The organism is Roseobacter sp. FCG-D35 (genome assembly GCF_033436665.1).
GTDB lineage: Bacteria > Pseudomonadota > Alphaproteobacteria > Rhodobacterales > Rhodobacteraceae > JAWQFO01.
Map to the genome: position 1 here is coordinate 226,672 of NZ_JAWQFO010000005.1, position 14,984 is coordinate 241,655.

17 protein-coding genes are annotated in these 14,984 nt (G+C 65.5%); 15 read left to right on the top strand and 2 right to left on the bottom strand.

Features of this window, described 5'->3' with window-relative positions; all coding sequences use genetic code 11:
- The first annotated feature begins 38 nt into the window (after positions 1 to 38).
- From R5H30_RS13815 to R5H30_RS13875, 13 genes are all read left to right on the top strand, one after another.
- Positions 39 to 707: a DUF1194 domain-containing protein gene (locus tag R5H30_RS13815; RefSeq protein WP_318329030.1), complete on the top strand. Its 669-nt coding sequence runs from the start codon at positions 39 to 41 to the stop codon at positions 705 to 707.
- Positions 708 to 871: 164 nt separating this feature from the next.
- Positions 872 to 1,261 carry a succinate dehydrogenase, cytochrome b556 subunit gene (gene sdhC, locus R5H30_RS13820; protein WP_318329031.1) on the top strand — a complete coding sequence of 130 codons (390 nt, stop codon included), beginning with the start codon at positions 872 to 874 and terminating at the stop codon, positions 1,259 to 1,261.
- A gap of 10 nt (positions 1,262 to 1,271) precedes the next feature.
- Entirely contained in the window at positions 1,272 to 1,643 is a 372-nt protein-coding gene (sdhD, locus tag R5H30_RS13825) for a succinate dehydrogenase, hydrophobic membrane anchor protein (protein ID WP_318329032.1), read from the top strand.
- A 15-nt stretch (positions 1,644 to 1,658) separates the two neighbouring features.
- Positions 1,659 to 3,464: a succinate dehydrogenase flavoprotein subunit gene (gene sdhA / locus R5H30_RS13830; RefSeq protein WP_318329033.1), complete on the top strand. Its 1,806-nt coding sequence runs from the start codon at positions 1,659 to 1,661 to the stop codon at positions 3,462 to 3,464.
- Positions 3,464 to 3,919 (top strand): hypothetical protein, encoded by a 456-nt coding sequence (locus R5H30_RS13835; protein WP_318329034.1) that lies wholly within the window; start codon positions 3,464 to 3,466, stop codon positions 3,917 to 3,919. The genes sdhA and R5H30_RS13835 overlap by 1 nt, the downstream gene beginning before the upstream one ends.
- Before the next feature lie 25 nt (positions 3,920 to 3,944).
- On the top strand, positions 3,945 to 4,469 hold the full coding sequence (locus R5H30_RS13840) for a hypothetical protein (RefSeq protein ID WP_318329035.1): 525 nt from the start codon (positions 3,945 to 3,947) through the stop codon (positions 4,467 to 4,469).
- A 28-nt stretch (positions 4,470 to 4,497) separates the two neighbouring features.
- Positions 4,498 to 5,202: an FkbM family methyltransferase gene (locus R5H30_RS13845; RefSeq protein ID WP_318329037.1), complete on the top strand. Its 705-nt coding sequence runs from the start codon at positions 4,498 to 4,500 to the stop codon at positions 5,200 to 5,202.
- The gene (locus R5H30_RS13850) at positions 5,199 to 5,567 is read left to right on the top strand and encodes a hypothetical protein (RefSeq protein ID WP_318329039.1); all 369 of its coding nucleotides are present in this window, start codon (positions 5,199 to 5,201) and stop codon (positions 5,565 to 5,567) included. Before R5H30_RS13845 ends, R5H30_RS13850 begins: the two co-directional genes overlap by 4 nt.
- A gap of 14 nt (positions 5,568 to 5,581) precedes the next feature.
- On the top strand, positions 5,582 to 6,361 hold the full coding sequence (locus R5H30_RS13855; RefSeq protein WP_318329040.1) for a succinate dehydrogenase iron-sulfur subunit: 780 nt from the start codon (positions 5,582 to 5,584) through the stop codon (positions 6,359 to 6,361).
- 119 nt (positions 6,362 to 6,480) lie between these two features.
- Complete coding sequence (locus tag R5H30_RS13860; protein ID WP_318329042.1) at positions 6,481 to 6,624, top strand: hypothetical protein; 144 nt, start codon at positions 6,481 to 6,483, stop codon at positions 6,622 to 6,624.
- Positions 6,625 to 6,705: 81 nt separating this feature from the next.
- Positions 6,706 to 6,930 carry a hypothetical protein gene (locus tag R5H30_RS13865; protein WP_318329043.1) on the top strand — a complete coding sequence of 75 codons (225 nt, stop codon included), beginning with the start codon at positions 6,706 to 6,708 and terminating at the stop codon, positions 6,928 to 6,930.
- Between the two features lie 66 nt (positions 6,931 to 6,996).
- Positions 6,997 to 7,842: an urea carboxylase-associated family protein gene (locus R5H30_RS13870; RefSeq protein WP_318329044.1), complete on the top strand. Its 846-nt coding sequence runs from the start codon at positions 6,997 to 6,999 to the stop codon at positions 7,840 to 7,842.
- A 232-nt stretch (positions 7,843 to 8,074) separates the two neighbouring features.
- A complete protein-coding gene (locus R5H30_RS13875; protein ID WP_318329045.1) occupies positions 8,075 to 9,067 on the top strand; it encodes a CAP domain-containing protein in 993 nt (330 codons plus the stop codon).
- A gap of 6 nt (positions 9,068 to 9,073) precedes the next feature.
- Here R5H30_RS13875 and deoD read toward each other — a convergent pair whose 3' ends face one another.
- Positions 9,074 to 9,778 (bottom strand): purine-nucleoside phosphorylase, encoded by a 705-nt coding sequence (deoD, locus tag R5H30_RS13880; protein WP_318329046.1) that lies wholly within the window; start codon positions 9,776 to 9,778, stop codon positions 9,074 to 9,076.
- 82 nt (positions 9,779 to 9,860) lie between these two features.
- Positions 9,861 to 11,828, bottom strand: coding sequence for a methylmalonyl-CoA mutase family protein (locus R5H30_RS13885; protein ID WP_318329047.1), 1,968 nt, complete (start codon positions 11,826 to 11,828; stop codon positions 9,861 to 9,863).
- A gap of 201 nt (positions 11,829 to 12,029) precedes the next feature.
- Between R5H30_RS13885 and R5H30_RS13890 the strand changes: the two genes are divergently transcribed.
- Positions 12,030 to 13,433 (top strand): 1-acyl-sn-glycerol-3-phosphate acyltransferase, encoded by a 1,404-nt coding sequence (locus tag R5H30_RS13890; RefSeq protein ID WP_318329048.1) that lies wholly within the window; start codon positions 12,030 to 12,032, stop codon positions 13,431 to 13,433.
- Between the two features lie 110 nt (positions 13,434 to 13,543).
- Positions 13,544 to 14,824 carry a crotonyl-CoA carboxylase/reductase gene (gene ccrA / locus R5H30_RS13895; protein WP_318329049.1) on the top strand — a complete coding sequence of 427 codons (1,281 nt, stop codon included), beginning with the start codon at positions 13,544 to 13,546 and terminating at the stop codon, positions 14,822 to 14,824.
- Positions 14,825 to 14,984: the final 160 nt, after the last annotated feature.

Genomic DNA, 14,984 nt, shown 5'->3' on the forward strand with positions numbered 1-14,984 from the left:
GGCTTGCCTGTTGGCCTGTTTCGCGGAATGGTCGCGACATGATCCGGGCGATCCTGCCTCTTGCCGCCGGCTTCTGCGCCGCCGGAGCCGCCGCTCGCGCCTGCGGGCTCGCGCTGGTGCTGGCGGTCGACATTTCCGGGTCGGTCGATCCGCGGGAATACGAGATCCAGATGACCGGCCTCGCCGCGGCGCTGCGAGACGGGATCATCGTCGACGCGCTGGTGGACACCAAGGCGCAGGTGACGCTGATCCAGTGGACAGGCGCTTCGCGACAGCGCCAGACGATTCCCTGGACCGCGATCGCGTCGCCCGACGACGCCTATGCGCTGGCCGACCGGATCGAGGCCGACGAACGGGTCTGGCGCAACTATTCCACTGCTGTGGGCGAGGCGCTTGCCCTTGCCGCCCGCAGCCTCGACGACGTTCCCGAGTGCCGCCGGCGCGTCATCGACGTTTCGGGCGACGGTCCCTCGAACGAAGGATTGGATCCGAAGACCCTGCATCCTCAGCTGCGCGAAAAAGGCGTCACCGTGAACGCGCTGGCCATCGAGACCAGCGAAGAAGACCTGACCGCATGGTTCTTCGAGAACCTGATCACGGGTGAAGGCGCCTTCGTGATTACGGCGAACGGGTTCGAGGATTATCCCGAGCAGATTCGGCGAAAACTGCAGCGCGAGACAACACGTCAACTTAGCCGGGGACGTTGAACTGGACACTGTGATCACGGGCCGGATGCGCGTGATCACAAAACGCTTCGCATGCAAGATTGCCGGCCCGCTTTCCGCGTCATGAGGACGCTTTTGCTCAGCTTACCCGTGACATGGCCGCGAGAAAGCTTAGAAAGGAGCACAAAGGTCCGAAGGAGTCTGACATGGCCGACGTGAACCGGGGCAACCGCCCGCTCTCACCTTTTATGCTGGGGCAGTACTACCGCTTCCAGCTCAATTCGGTCACCTCGATCCTGACCCGGATCACCGGCAACGCGCTGCTGATCTCGGCCCTGCTGATTGTCTGGTGGTTCGTCGCCGCGGCCACGTCATCGAGCGCCTTCGCCATCGCCGATGGCTTCCTGACCAGCTGGTTCGGGGATCTGGTCATGACAATTTCGGCTCTGGGGCTGTGGTACCATCTGCTCGCCGGGCTGCGCCATCTGATCTGGGATCAGGGCTACGCGCTCGATGTCAAGACCTCGGACAAGCTTGGCTGGGCGTGCCTCGGTGGCTCGGTCGTCCTGACCCTTCTGACCATTCTCGTCGTCTGAGGAGGCCGCCATGAGCTACCTGACCGACCGCAAACGCGCCGCAGGCCTCGGATCCGCCAAGTCGGGCACCGCGCATCACTGGTCGATGACCGTGACGTCCGTGGCCCTGCTGATCCTCGTGCCGCTCTTCATCTTCACCTTCGGCGCGATCCTCGGCGCGCCCTATGCCGAGGTGGTGGCCTACTACCAACGCCCGTTCCCCGCCGTTGTCGCGGCGCTGACCTTCACGGTCGGCTTCAAGCATCTCGTCGGCGGCGCACAGGTGATGATCGAGGATTACGTGCACGGTCTTGCCGGCAAGATCGCGCTCCTCGCGGTGACCTGCATCAGCTACGCCGCCCTTGCCGCGGCGCTTTTCGCGCTCGTGCGCCTCGCCCTCTGACCTCTGGAGACAGCAATGGCTGAATACGATTACGAAACGCACGAATACGACGTGGTGGTGGTCGGCGCCGGCGGCGCGGGTCTCCGGGCGACCCTCGGCATGGCCGAGCAAGGCTTGCGCACCGCCTGCATCAGCAAGGTCTTCCCGACGCGCTCGCACACCGTCGCCGCACAGGGCGGCATCGCTGCCTCGCTTGCCAACATGGGCCCCGACACCTGGCAGTGGCACATGTACGACACCGTTAAAGGCTCGGACTGGCTCGGCGATACGGACGCGATGGAATACCTCGCCCGCGAAGCTCCGAAGGCGGTCTACGAGCTCGAGCATTACGGCGTGCCGTTCTCGCGTACCGAGGAGGGCAAGATCTACCAGCGGCCCTTCGGCGGCCACACGACCGAATTCGGCGAAGGCCCCGCCGTGCAGCGCACCTGTGCTGCCGCCGACCGGACCGGCCACGCGATCCTGCACACGCTTTACGGCCAGTCGCTGAAACAGAAGGCCGAGTTCTACATCGAGTATTTCGCCATCGACCTCATCATGTCCGAGGACGGAACCTGCCAGGGCGTGCTTTGCTGGAAGCTCGACGACGGCACGCTGCATCTTTTTGCGGCGAAGATGGTCGTGTTGGCAACCGGCGGCTACGGCCGGGCCTATTTCTCGGCCACCTCGGCGCACACCTGCACCGGCGACGGCGGCGGGATGACGGCGCGCGCGGGCCTGCCGTTGCAGGACATGGAATTCGTGCAGTTTCACCCGACCGGCATCTACGGCGCCGGCTGCCTGATCACAGAGGGCGCGCGCGGCGAGGGCGGGTATCTCACCAATTCCGAGGGCGAGCGTTTCATGGAGCGCTACGCGCCGCAGTACAAGGACCTCGCCCCCCGCGACTACGTCAGCCGCTGCATGACGCTGGAGATCCGCGAGGGCCGCGGCGTCGGCAAGGATGGCGACCACATCCACCTCAACCTCAATCACCTGCCGCCCGAGACGCTGCACCTGCGCTTGCCGGGGATCTCGGAAAGCGCGCGCATCTTCGCCGGCGTCAACGTCAACAAGGAGCCGATCCCGGTCCTGCCGACGGTGCATTACAACATGGGCGGTATCCCGACGAACTACTGGGGCGAGGTGCTGGCCCCGACCAAGGACGATCCCGATCGCGTCTCTCCGGGCCTCATGGCCGTGGGCGAGGCGGGCTGCGCCTCGGTCCACGGGGCGAACCGCCTGGGCTCGAACTCGCTCATCGACCTTGTCGTCTTCGGACGGGCCGCCGCAATCCGCGCGGGCAAGGTGGTCGACCCCGAAAGCGCCGTGCCGACGCCGAACCAGCATAGCATCGACCGTGCGCTCGACCGCTTTGACAGCCTGCGCCACGCCAAGGGTCACACGCCGACGGCGGAGCTGCGGCTCGAGATGCAGCAGACGATGCAGAAGGACGCGGCGGTGTTCCGTGCCAAGGACACGCTGGCCAACGGCAAATCGCGGATGGAGGAGGTTGCCGGCAAGTACGACGACATCGGCGTCACCGACCGCTCGCTGGTCTGGAACTCCGATCTCATGGAAACGCTCGAGCTTGCCAACCTCATCCCGAACGCGGTGGCGACGATCACCGCCGCCGAGGCGCGCCACGAAAGCCGCGGGGCTCATGCGCACGAGGATTTCCCCGAGCGCGATGACGAGAACTGGCGCAAGCATTCGCTGATCTGGTTCAAGGGCAACCGCGCCTCGCTGGGCTATCGCGGCGTGCATACCGAGCCCCTGACCAGCCACAATGACGGCGGCATTGATCCCAAGAAGATCGCCCCCAAGCAAAGGACGTTCTGATGCTGAACGCGGTCAAGACATTTGTGATCTCGCTCTTCCTGCTGGCGAATCTTGCGGCCTGCTCCAGCGGTGGGGCGGATTACGCGACGCAGTGCATGTTCGAGGTGAATGCGCCGGGCGCCTACGAGTACCCGGCGGGGCAGGCCGTTCCGGTCGTCAGCCCCGGCGTAGGCGGAACCGCCGAGGGGGCGGCCGCTGTCAACGCCTGTATCCAGAACAAGGCCCAGCTCGCGGCATCGACGCCGGCCGGGTCGACGCAGAAGGCGGTCGTCGAGACCGAAACCGTCGACGGCAGGCAGTACACGGTGCAGACGTACACCTATGGAACGCCGCCGGCGGCCGCGCAGGCCGCGCCGGTCGTGGTGACGCCCGCGTATCGGGCACCCGCGCGCCTCGTGTCGCCGGGGTGTACGCTTGGAAATCCGCGGATCTACCGAGGATCGCTCTATTGCTGAGACGCGTGGTTCAGGGAGACGGAACATGTCGACAGAGAACGTCGTGACAGGACCGGGGCGGCTTCGAATGGCGGCCTTTCTCGTGCTCGCCGCATCGGGTCTCGTGGCCTGCGTATCGCGGGACGACGACTACGCACGACAGTGCATCGCCGAGCTCGACCTGCCCGGCAACTACGAGTACACGCCCGGCACCCTCGCCCCGGTCGTTCGGCCCGGTGCCGGCGGCACGGTGCGCGGCGCCGAAATCCTGAACCAGTGTGTCCGGCGCAAGGCGGAACTGAATGAACCGGGCCAGCCCGCGCCGGTCGTCACGGCGCCCGCGGCCACCGAGGCCGGCTTGGGCGGTGCGACCTTCGTGGCGGTGACCGGCGAGGGCAATACCCGTCGCGCCGACGCACCGATCTACCCGGCCGCACCTGCGCGCCCGGAGCCGGTCTACACCGCGACCCCTGTGACCCCGCCGTTCGAGGCGGCAACACCGCAATACGTGCAGCGACCGGCCTGCCGGCCACGTCAACGCGGCGTCACGCAGGCGCCGTTGTTTTGCTGATGTGGATGTCACCGATCGGGCGAGCGGCATGAGCGAAGTGCTCGAGGATGCGCGCCGCGCGCTGAGGTCCGAGGGGATGGCCGCTCATCCCATCAAGACCCGCGCGGCCTACCTGCGCGGCTATGGTTTCGCACCCGAGGTCGTGGTCGACGTCGGTGTCGGCGGCGGCACGACCTGGCTTTACCGGTGCTTCCCGCAGGCCCGTTTCGTCCTCGTGGACCCGCAGGCGAGCTGCGAGGCCGAAATCGCAACGAGCGGAGTGCCGGCGAATTTCGACTTTCACGCCGTGGCCCTCGGCGAGGCGCCGGGGACCGCCCGCCTGACGGTGCCCCGCAACCGCAAGGGACGGCAGGAGGACATGGCGAGCCTGCGCATCCGCACCGATCCGATGGCCGACAATTTCACCGGCGGCGAGATGCATGATGTCCCCGTCGCAAGGCTCGACGATCTGATGCGCGCCTGCCCGGGACGGGTCGGGTTGAAGATCGACACCGAAGGCTACGAGGCCGAGGTGCTGCGCGGTGGTGCCGAAACGCTTTCGCGCTGCGAGTTCGTGATCCTGGAGCTGTCGGTGACGCCGCGGTTCGACGGCGTGGCGCCGCCGTCCGAGGTTGTCGCGCTGCTGGCCGCGGCCGGTCTTGAGATGCGCGACGTGCTGACTGTCGCGGGCGGTCCGGGACGGCGCGCGCGCCCGCGCTACATGGATGTCCTGTTCGCAAGGTGGGGAACATGAACCCGAGTCTGTCCTTCCGCACCCGGCGCCGGGCCGGCGCTCTGATCCTGTCCGTCGCGCTGGCGGGACTGGCCGGCTGCGCCGAAATCGTGCGCACAGCCGACGAATCCGGTCGTGCCGCCGCCAAGACCGTCGTGCCAGAGGCGCTGGCGCTTTACTTCCCGCAGGTGCCCAAGGCGCTTTACACGCCGTTCACCGACTGCCTCATCGACAATGCGACCGGCCCGGAACTGGCCGATCTGGCGCAGGACGCGCTGATCGGTCCCGACCCGCAGACCGCCGAGACGATTCGTGCGATTCTGTCGCGCCCCGCAACGGAAAGCTGCCTGACCGCGCAGGTCCCCGGCAGCGGCCCCGCTCTTTAGAAGGAGACGCCGAAATGGTTCAGCTCACGCTCCCCAAGAACTCCCGTATCACGACCGGCAAGACCTGGCCTAAGCCAGAGGGCGCGACCAACGTGCGCAAGTTCCAGATCTACCGCTGGAACCCGGATGACGGAAAGAACCCGTCCGTCGACACCTATTTCGTCGATCTCGACACCTGCGGACCGATGATTCTCGACGCGCTGATCAAGATCAAGAACGAGATCGACCCCACGCTGACTTTCCGGCGCTCCTGCCGCGAGGGCATCTGTGGGTCCTGCGCGATGAACATCGACGGGCAGAACACGCTGGCCTGCACCTGGGGCATCGACGACGTCGAGGGCGACGTGAAGATCTACCCGCTGCCGCATATGCCGGTGGTCAAGGACCTGATCCCGGACCTGACGCACTTCTATGCCCAGCACGCCTCGATCATGCCCTGGCTCGAGACCAAGTCGAACGAGCCGGCCAAGGAGTGGCGGCAGTCGATCGAGGACCGCTCGAAGCTCGACGGGCTTTACGAGTGCATCATGTGCGCCTCGTGCTCGACCTCCTGCCCGTCCTACTGGTGGAACGGCGACCGCTACCTCGGGCCGGCGGCGCTGCTGCATGCCTACCGCTGGATCATCGACAGCCGCGACGAGGCCACGGGCGAGCGGCTCGACGATCTCGAGGATCCGTTCAAGCTCTACCGCTGCCACACGATCATGAACTGCGCCAAGACCTGTCCGAAGGGCCTGAACCCGGCCGAGGCGATCTCCAATATCAAGAAGATGATGGTGGACCGCGCGATCTGACCTGAACCGTGCCACGCGACGCAGCGTCGTTACGCCGCGCGGGGCCTCCGGAGGGTGGTGTTCGGCCGTCGGGCGCTTAACTCGGTGACAGGGAGGGCTCACAGTTTCGGAGCAGACCCGTGACCCAGAAAACCGACAAGTCCGAGGACAAGGCGCGCGAAGCGCTGGCGGCCTTGGAAGAGGCTTATGCGTACTTTACCCCAACCCCGCATCGCCCCAACTCAAGGCAGGCCGACTACACGCTTTTCGACGCCGCTGCCTGATCCGGCCCAAGCGCATCCGGCGTTGACCCGGGCGGGCCTTGTCCCGCTCGGTGGCGCCGGACAGCCCGGAAAGGACATGCCATGCCCGTGCTGCTGATCCTGCTGCTTGTCGGCGTGCTGGCCTATCTCTACTGGCGCCACACACGCACCACGCTGACGCGCGATTGCCGCTGGCGCGCCGACCGGTCGCGCGACAAGGGCAGCCTGCACTTTCATCGCTGCGCCTCCTGCGGGGCCGAGGTCTATACCGCCGGCGACGGTGCGCCGCGTGATTGCCGGCGCGGCACGCTTGGCGGGCGGCGCTGAGCCGACCGGCTTGGCAAATGCCAAGTGCGCGCGTACCCCTTCTGAGGTCAGAGAAGGAGCTTGCAGATGACCACACCCGAGGACGCACAGGCAAGGCGCGACGTGGCGCCGGTGATCTGCTACCCGGTCGAGACCTTGCCGAAACCCGACATGGCGATTTTGTCGGCTGCGCGGGACGGTTTCGAAAAGACCGGGGAGGTGATCGTCGCACCCCGCGAGGCTGCCTGCTTCGAGGTTCCGGCTGGACATTTCTTCCGGATCACTTCGGTCGAGGGGCCTCAGGTCGGCGACCTGAACCTCTGGAACCGTGACGATCTCGGCGAACGGTTCTACTCCGGCAAGACCCGTGCGCTGCACGGCACGCATGTCAGCACCGGCGACCGGCTGTGGTCGAACTTCCCGTACCTGCGCCCGCTCGCTACCGTGACCCGGGACACGCTCGACTGGTACGGCATCGATGCCTTCGGCGGGTCTGTCCACGACGTCATCGGCACGCGCTGCGATCCCTATACCCATGCGGTGCTGAGCGGCGGCGCGCAGTATTATCACTGCTGCCATTCCAATCTGACGCGGGCACTGGCCGCGCATCTGGGACTGTCGGTCTCCGAGGCCGAAGGCCACGTCCATGACGTTCTCAACGTTTTCATGTGCACCGGCTTCACCCGCGACACCGGCCAGTACTTCATGAAGGCAAGCCCGGTCCGGCCGAGCGATTTCCTCGAATTCTTCGCCGAAGTCGATCTGCTCGGCGCGCTCAGCGCCTGTCCCGGCGGCGACTGTTCGGCGCAGCATTCGAGCGATGTCGCGGCCTGTCATCCTCTCCTGGTCGAGACCTTCGCGTCGCGCGCCGGCGCGCTCGGGGGGTGGAGCAGGCCCGAGACCGCGCCATTCGACGGCACACACGGGCTCTGACCCCGGGCGACGACCTCGTCCGACACTCCGGCGAGAACCCGCGCACATCAGGCGCCTTCGGCCCCCGTTCCTGTGAATCCCCCGGAATCGCGGTACTCTATGACGCCTCAATTCGCTCGAAATTGGCAGGATCACCGGCTTTGTGCGCGATTCCAGCCGAATTTCCGCCTCAATAAGGGACTAGTTCGAACCGGCGCCGGGAAGCGCATCGCAACAGCTACGGAGCAGGTCGATGAAGAACGCGAACGCCCTCGAAATTTACGTGCTCGAACTGGTCAACGCTGCGCGTCAGAAAGCCGGGGTCGGCAAGCTTACGCTGGAACGCAATCTCAACGAGTCCGCCGAGAAATACTCGAAGTCGATGCTGAAGCACGGGTTTTTCTCCCATGACGGGGCCGACGGATCGAATGCGCACCAGCGCATTGCGCGCGAGGGCTATGATCTGAAAAGCGGCTGGTCCACGGGCGAAAACATCGCCGCCGGTACGATCGGTGGCTCCTCGGGCCTGCGCGACGACGTCAAGCGGCTGTTTGACGGGCTGATGGAAAGCCCCGGGCACAAAGCCAACATCCTCAGCGCCAAGTACGAACATGCAGGCTTCGGCATCGAGATCGGCAAGTTCGACCCGCTGAGCGGCAAGACGTCGATGGTGCTGACACAACACTTCGGCAAATCGTCCGGCGCGATGGACGAGCAGATGGTCGGCAGTGGGCGGCGCGACCGTCTCGACGGTGACGCTGGCAACGATCTCCTCGATGGCAACGGCGGCGGGGACATCCTGCGCGGTGGCCAGGGCTCCGACAAGATCCGCGGCGACGGCGGGCGCGACAAGATGTTCGGAGGAAGCGGCAACGACCACATCAAGGGCGGGTCCGGCAGCGACATGCTGCGTGGCGATGCCGGCAGGGACGTTCTGAGAGGCGACGGCGGGCGCGACAACCTCAACGGCGGGACGGGCAACGACCGCATGACCGGCGGTTCCGGCCCGGACACCTTCGTGTTCCGCAATGGCGACGACCACGACCGCATTACCGACTTCTCGCGCCAGGACACGGTCCGGCTCGACGATGCGCTCTGGTCCGGCAACCTGAGTGCCAACCAGGTCGTCAACCGGTACGGCGAGAAAAACAAGGGCTCGATCACGCTCGACTTCGGCGACGACAGCCTGACGTTCGACGGGTTCTCGAACTATTCCGCGCTTGCCGACAGCATCGACATCTTCTGACGGCGGTCAGGCGAACGCCGCTTCGAGCGCGATCTCGACCATGTCGCCGAAGCTGCGTTCGCGATCTTCCGAGGGCAGCGCCTCGCCGGTCTGAAGGTGATCGCTGACCGTCAGCACGGCAAGCGCCCGACGCCGGTGCCGTGCTGCCAGCGTGTAAAGCTCTGCCGCCTCCATCTCGACCCCGAGGATTCCGTGACGCACCATCTGCTCGTCGAGGTCGGGTCGCTCGGCATAGAACACGTCCGACGAATAGATCCCGCCGACATGCGTCGTGACCGACCGCGCCTCTGCGGCGCGGACGGCGGCTCTCAGCAGCGACCAGTCGGCGCAGGGCGCGAAGTTCAGCTCGCGGAAGATGCCGCTCGACGGTGATGTGATGGTGCTGGCCGTCATCGCGATCACCACGTCGCGGATGCCGACATGCGCCTGCATCCCGCCGCATGATCCGATCCGGATCAGGGTCTGAGCGCCGTAGTCGCGGATCAGCTCATTGGCATAGATCGACAGCGACGGCATCCCCATGCCCGAGCCCTGGATCGTGACGCGATTGCCCTTCCAGGTGCCGGTGAAGCCCAGCATGCCGCGCACCTCGTTGACCAGTTGCGCGTCTTCGAGAAAGGTCTCCGCCGCCCAGCGCGCCCGATAGGGGTCGCCTGGCATGAGAACGGTTTCGGCGATTTCGCCCGGCTTGGCACCGATATGGACAGTCATGTGGCGTGCTCCCGCGTCGTCTGCATTGCGCCAATCTGCCTCTCCGGTGTCACGGGGACAAGGGTTGCCCGGGTGTCGCGTTCTATTCCGCCGCGACGGCCTCGGGATCGGCGAGCGTCACGATGTCCGACATGATGGTGTTGAGCTCGAAATCCTTGGGTGTGTAGACCCGTGCCACGCCCATCGCGCGCAGGCGGCGCGCGTCTTCTTCGGGAATGATCCCGCCGACAACGACCGGCAGACCGCCCATTCCCTCGGCACGCAGGCGCTCCATCAGGTCCTCGACCAGCGGGATGTGCGATCCCGACAGGATCGACAGCCCCACGACATGCGCGCCTTCCGACTGCGCCGCCGCGACGATTTCCGCCGGGGTCAAGCGGATGCCTTCGTAGGCGATATCCATGCCGCAGTCGCGGGCGCGCACTGCGATCTGCTCGGCGCCGTTCGAATGGCCGTCGAGGCCGGGTTTGCCGACGAGGAACTTCAGCCGCCGCCCGAGCCGGTCGCTGACCGCGTCCACCGACGCGCGCAGATCATCCAGCCCCTCGGTCCTGTTCGACGGCGATTTCGACACGCCGGTCGGCCCGCGATACTCGCCGAAGGCCGCGCGCATCTCGGCGGCCCACTCACCCGTCGTCACACCGGCCTTTGCCGCCGCGATCGACGGCTCCATGATGTTGCGCCCGTCTTTCGCCGCTGCCCGCAGGTCGTTCAGCGCCTTGGCGACCGCCGCGTCGTCGCGTTCGGCGCGCCACGCCTGCAAGGAAGCCACCTGCGCGGCCTCGACTGCCGGATCGACCACCATGATGTCGCCGTTCCCGCTCATTAACGGCGAGGTCTCGCCCTGTTGCCACTTGTTGACGCCGACCACGACCGTCTCGCCAGCCTCGATGCGGTTCAGCCGCTCGGCGTTGCTTTCGACAAGGCGCCCCTTCATGTAGTCGATGGCCTCGACCGCGCCGCCCATCGAGGCGAGGTTGGCCAGTTCGGCCCGGGCGCCTTCCTTCAGCGCCTCGACCTTGGCGTCCACCGCCGGGTTGCCGTCGAAGAGATCGTCGAATTCCAGCAGGTCGGTCTCGTAAGCCAGGATCTGCTGCATGCGCATCGACCACTGCTGATCCCAGGGCCGCGGCAGGCCGAGCGCCTCGTTCCAGGCCGGAAGCTGCACCGCACGCGCGCGTGCCTTCTTGGACAGAGTCACGGCCAGCATCTCGATCAGAATGCGGTAGACGTTGTTCTCGGGCTGCTGCTCGGTCAGGCCCAGCGAGTTGACCTGGACCCCGTAGCGGAAGCGGCGGTAGCGCGCGTCCTCGACCCCGTAGCGTTCGCGGCAGATCTCGTCCCACAGATCGACGAAAGCGCGCATCTTGCACATCTCGGTGACAAAACGAATGCCCGCGTTCACGAAAAACGAAATGCGCCCGACCAGCGCCGGGAAATCCGCCTCCGGAACGCGCGGTTGCAGAGCGTCGAGCACTGCAGTCGCCGTGCCGAGGGCAAAGGCCAGCTCCTGCTCGGGCGTGGCTCCAGCCTCCTGCAGATGGTAGGAGCAGACGTTCATCGGATTCCATTTCGGCACATGGGCATAGCAATACTCGGCCACGTCCGCGATCATCTTCATCGATGGCTTCGGCGGGCAGATGTAGGTGCCGCGGCTGAGATACTCCTTGATCAGATCGTTCTGCACCGTGCCCTGCAGCGTCGCGACATCCGCACCCTGCTCCTCGGCCACGGCGATGTAGAGCGCCAGAAGCCAAGGGGCCGTGGCATTGATCGTCATCGAGGTGTTCATCTGTTCCAGCGGGATATCCCGGAACAGAGCGCGCATGTCGCCGAGGTGGCTGACCGGAACGCCTACCTTGCCGACCTCGCCACGGGCAAGCACATGGTCGCTGTCGTACCCGGTCTGGGTCGGAAGGTCGAAGGCCACGGAAAGCCCGGTCTGACCCTTGGCGAGGTTTGCGCGATAAAGCGCGTTCGACGCCTCGGCGGTCGAGTGTCCGGCGTAGGTCCGGATGAGCCACGGCCTATCACGTGTCGGTTGGGTCATGCTGCTCCTCGTCAGAATCGGACGCGCAACTTTATTTCTCAAAGGCAGAGATACTTGGAATTTTATGGCGCTGTCAATTCGCCGCGTTGCGGCGAACTTGCGGCGTTTCGCTGCACGCGCTCTGCGGGCCCGCATTCCGGGAGGATGTCGGCAGCACAAATCCATGTTTACCTGTCCGCCCGCCCCTGTCACGCTTTGCCCATGACGCAGACGGTCCAGCTTCCCTTGTGGCTTTTCGTCCTGATCGTGCTCTTCGCGATGGTGACCTTTGCGTCGCATTTCCTGTTTCCGTCCGTGCGCTGGTTCTTCCGGCGCCGCCTCGAACGCGGCGTACGACGCCTGAACCGGCGGCTTGCCCGGCCCATCGAGCCGTTCAAGCTGGCCCGGCGACACGACATGATCCAGCGCCTGATCTACGACCCGCAGGTGATGGCCGAGATCGTCAACTACGCACGTGAACACGACGTGCCCGAGAACGTGGCCTTCGAAAAGGCGACGGACTATGCCCGCGAGATCGTCCCCAGTTTCAGCGCCGTCGCCTATTTCAGCTTCGGCATTCGCGCCTCGCGGTTGCTTGCCAAGACCCTGTTCTCGGTGCGCACCGGGGCCGAAAACGAGGCCCGCCTGCGATCCGTGCCGCAGGATGCCACGGTCGTATTCGTGATGAATCACCGCTCCAACATGGATTACGTGCTGGTAACCTACCTTGCTGGCGAACTGTCGGCGCTGTCCTATGCGGTGGGTGAGTGGGCCCGGGTCTGGCCTCTTTCGGGACTGATCCGCTCGATGGGTGCCTACTTCATCCGGCGCAAGTCGCGCGGCGCGCTCTATCGCAAGGTACTGGCCCGTTACGTTCAGATGGCGATCGCGGGCGGCGTGTCGCAGGGGATCTTCCCCGAGGGCGGGCTCAGCCTCGACGGCCGCGTCGCGCCGCCGAAGCTTGGCCTGCTGTCCTACGTGGTCGACGGGCATGAACCCGTGGGCCGCGACGTCGTCTTCATGCCGGTGGCGATCAATTACGACCGGGTCCTGGAGGACAATGTGCTGATCGCCGCGGGGCTCCGCGGCGACCGGCGCTTCGGCGCCCGGGTGACGGTGATCGCACGCTATCTCCTGCGCAAGATGGGGCAGGCGCTTCGCGGACACTACTCGCGCTTCGGTGCGGCCGCGGTGGTCTTCGGCGAGCCATTGTCGCTGAACGTTTTCGGGCCCGACCGGCCGGTGGAGCTTCTTGGCGACGAGCTGATAGATCGGATTCGAGACACCATGCCTGGTCTCTACATTCCGCTGCTTGCGTATGCGCTGGATGCGGCAGACGGCCCCGTGTCCCGCGACGACCTCGCCGACCAGGTGTCGCAGATGGCGCGGCAACTCGGTCCGCTTTTTCTCGGCGGGCCGGAAGGCGAGCGCGACGACGCGATGGCCTTCGCGATCAACAAGCTGCGCGGCAACAAGGTGATCGCCGTCGAACCGGAAGGAATCTCGATCCTGCCGGGGCAGGAGCACAAGGTGCGCTTCTACGCGAATTCCATCGCCCATCACTTCGAGGCCGATCCGCCGGATGCTGCGACAGCAAATAAGATTGCTGCAACCGCTCGGTTATAAAATTTCAATTTTGCCTAGACACGGGTTGCAATATTGCGCGCATCCCCGTATCCCGATCTGAGAAGGTCACGATTCTGCGTCGCGGCACAGGATGATTTCAGGAGACTGTCATGGCACTGGATACCAGCATCGCCCCATACGAGGCGCCCGAGAAGGAACTCTATGCCGTCGGGGAGATCCCCCCGATGGGATACGTGCCGCCCAAGATGTACGCCTGGGCGATCCGGCGCGAACGCCATGGCGACCCCGACACGGCGATGCTGGAAGAGGTCGTCGACGTGCCGACGCTCGACAGCCAGGACGTGCTGGTGCTGGTGATGGCCGCAGGCATCAACTACAACGGCGTCTGGGCAGCGCGCGGTGTGCCGATCAGTCCTTTCGACGGCCACGGGGAGCCCTACCACATCGCCGGCAGCGACGCTTCGGGCATCGTCTGGGCGGTGGGCGACAAGGTCACGCGCTGGAAGGTCGGCGACGAGGTCGTGGTGCATTGCAACCAGGACGACGGCGACGACGAGGAATGCAACGGCGGCGACCCGATGTATTCGTCAAGCCAGCGCATCTGGGGCTACGAGACGCCCGATGGTTCCTTTGCCCAGTTCACCCGGGTCCAGAGCCAGCAGCTGATGCCGCGGCCCAAGCACCTGACCTGGGAGGAGAGCGCCTGCTACACGCTGACCCTGGCGACCGCCTACCGGATGCTCTTCGGGCACGAACCGCATGACCTGAAGCCGGGTCAGAACGTGCTGGTCTGGGGCGCCTCGGGCGGCCTCGGCTCCTACGCGATCCAGCTCATCAACACCGCCGGGGCCAACGCTATCGGCGTGATCTCGGACGAAAGCAAGCGCCAGTTCGTGATGGACCTTGGGGCGAAGGGCGTCATCAACCGGCGCGATTTCGACTGCTGGGGGCAGCTGCCGACCGTGAACACGCCCGAGTACGCGGCCTGGTTCACCGAAGCGCGCAAGTTCGGCAAGGCGATCTGGGACATCACCGGCAAGGGCGTGAACGTTGACATGGTCTTCGAGCACCCCGGCGAGGCGACCTTCCCGGTCTCGACCTTCGTGGTGAAGAAGGGCGGCATGGTCGTGATCTGCGCCGGCACCAGCGGTTTCAACCTGACCTTCGACGTGCGCTACATGTGGATGCACCAGAAGCGCCTGCAGGGCAGCCACTTCGCCCATCTCAAGCAGGCCTCTGCGGCGAACCGGCTGATGCTCGAGCGCAGGCTCGACCCGTGCATGTCTGAGGTCTTCAACTGGACCGACCTGCCGCAAGCGCACATGAAGATGATGCGCAACGAGCACAAGCCCGGGAACATGTCGGTGCTTGTGCAGGCTCCGGTCACGGGGTTGCGCACCCTCGGAGACGCGCTCGACGCCAAGGGCTGACCGCTTCGGACAGATCGGCAGTTGCCGCGACACCACCAAGGCACCCGCGAATCATGAAGCCGGTTCGCGGGTGTTTTCTCGCGTAGGTTGTCATTTTGTTTGGAATCAAGCACTTGGCCAAAAGCTGCCTCGCCATTTCGGGGGAATAAATAAATGCGAA

Excerpts from the sequence above, each read along its gene's own strand:
- R5H30_RS13875 (WP_318329045.1), top strand. The coding sequence starts at position 8,075 with ATGAAGAACGCGAACGCCCTCGAAATTTACGTGCTCGAACTGGTCAAC.
- sdhD (WP_318329032.1), top strand. The coding sequence starts at position 1,272 with ATGAGCTACCTGACCGACCGCAAACGCGCCGCAGGCCTCGGATCCGCC.
- R5H30_RS13815 (WP_318329030.1), top strand. The coding sequence starts at position 39 with ATGATCCGGGCGATCCTGCCTCTTGCCGCCGGCTTCTGCGCCGCCGGA.
- R5H30_RS13865 (WP_318329043.1), top strand. The coding sequence starts at position 6,706 with ATGCCCGTGCTGCTGATCCTGCTGCTTGTCGGCGTGCTGGCCTATCTC.
- R5H30_RS13885 (WP_318329047.1), bottom strand. The coding sequence starts at position 11,828 with ATGACCCAACCGACACGTGATAGGCCGTGGCTCATCCGGACCTACGCC.
- ccrA (WP_318329049.1), top strand. The coding sequence starts at position 13,544 with ATGGCACTGGATACCAGCATCGCCCCATACGAGGCGCCCGAGAAGGAA.
- sdhA (WP_318329033.1), top strand. The coding sequence starts at position 1,659 with ATGGCTGAATACGATTACGAAACGCACGAATACGACGTGGTGGTGGTC.
- R5H30_RS13890 (WP_318329048.1), top strand. The coding sequence starts at position 12,030 with ATGACGCAGACGGTCCAGCTTCCCTTGTGGCTTTTCGTCCTGATCGTG.
- R5H30_RS13850 (WP_318329039.1), top strand. The coding sequence starts at position 5,199 with ATGAACCCGAGTCTGTCCTTCCGCACCCGGCGCCGGGCCGGCGCTCTG.
- deoD (WP_318329046.1), bottom strand. The coding sequence starts at position 9,778 with ATGACTGTCCATATCGGTGCCAAGCCGGGCGAAATCGCCGAAACCGTT.
- R5H30_RS13845 (WP_318329037.1), top strand. The coding sequence starts at position 4,498 with ATGAGCGAAGTGCTCGAGGATGCGCGCCGCGCGCTGAGGTCCGAGGGG.
- sdhC (WP_318329031.1), top strand. The coding sequence starts at position 872 with ATGGCCGACGTGAACCGGGGCAACCGCCCGCTCTCACCTTTTATGCTG.
- R5H30_RS13855 (WP_318329040.1), top strand. The coding sequence starts at position 5,582 with ATGGTTCAGCTCACGCTCCCCAAGAACTCCCGTATCACGACCGGCAAG.
- R5H30_RS13870 (WP_318329044.1), top strand. The coding sequence starts at position 6,997 with ATGACCACACCCGAGGACGCACAGGCAAGGCGCGACGTGGCGCCGGTG.
- R5H30_RS13840 (WP_318329035.1), top strand. The coding sequence starts at position 3,945 with ATGTCGACAGAGAACGTCGTGACAGGACCGGGGCGGCTTCGAATGGCG.
- R5H30_RS13835 (WP_318329034.1), top strand. The coding sequence starts at position 3,464 with ATGCTGAACGCGGTCAAGACATTTGTGATCTCGCTCTTCCTGCTGGCG.